This is a genomic window from Leucobacter chromiireducens (assembly GCF_003917135.1).
Lineage (GTDB): Bacteria > Actinomycetota > Actinomycetes > Actinomycetales > Microbacteriaceae > Leucobacter > Leucobacter chromiireducens_A.
This window is the reverse complement of record NZ_RPDI01000080.1, coordinates 1-780: the sequence shown is the minus strand read 5'-3', so window position 1 is coordinate 780 and position 780 is coordinate 1. Positions and strand designations below refer to the sequence as shown.

At 78.8% G+C, this 780-nt stretch carries 1 protein-coding gene; it reads right to left on the bottom strand.

Annotated features, from left to right (window positions below; translation table 11 throughout):
- Positions 1–630: MerR family transcriptional regulator (locus EGM46_RS14550; protein ID WP_164512929.1), on the bottom strand; the 630-nt coding region annotated here is incomplete at its 3' end.
- Positions 631–780 lie beyond the last annotated feature (150 nt).

The following is a 780-nucleotide window of genomic DNA, read 5'->3' as shown; positions in this document are numbered from 1 at the left end:
GCCGAACGCCGCGATGGCCTCGACGGCGCGCGTGCGGCGCGGAAGCCGCGGATCGAGCAGCGCGTCGGCTAGCACCTCGGGGCCGGGCGCCGCGCGCACGAGCGCCCAGCGCAGCGCGCCGGCGGCGTTCGGCTCGGCCTCGGCGAGCAGCGCCTCCGCGAGCACGCCGGGCCCGGCAGCGGCCGCGGGATCCCCGACCGGGGCCGCGCCGAGCTCGATCGCCGCGCGCTGCCTGGCGAGCGGATCATCGGAGCCGAGCCCGCGCGCGAGCCGCACGGCGTCGAGCGCCTCACCCCAGTCGGCCGGGCCGATCCCGTCGAGCTGTTCGAGGCGCGCGAGCAGCGCACGCTCGGCGGCGAGGCGTTCCCGGCTCCGCGCGATGAGCTCGCGCACCAGCGCGCCAGGCGCCGCCTCGCTCGCCGCCGGCCGCAGCGCATCGCCGACCTGCTGCAGGCTCATCCCGAGCGCGCGCAGCGCCTCGACGTGGAGCAGGCGCCGCAGGTCGCCCTCCGAGTAGTCCCGGTAACCGTTGGCCGTGCGCCCCGAGGGGCGCACGAGGCCGAGCGCGTCGTAGTGCCTGAGCATCCTGGCGCTCACGCCCGAGCGCCGGCTCGCCTCGCTAATGCGCACGCGGAGTCCCCGAATAGGCGACGCCCATCCGCGCCGCGTCGGCCGGATCGTACGCGAAACCGGCGTCCGGATCCGCCAGCAGGGCGATCGTCGCGCGCGCGTGGCCGGCGACCGCCGCGTCGCCGCGGGCCGTCGCCGCGTCGAGCGCGG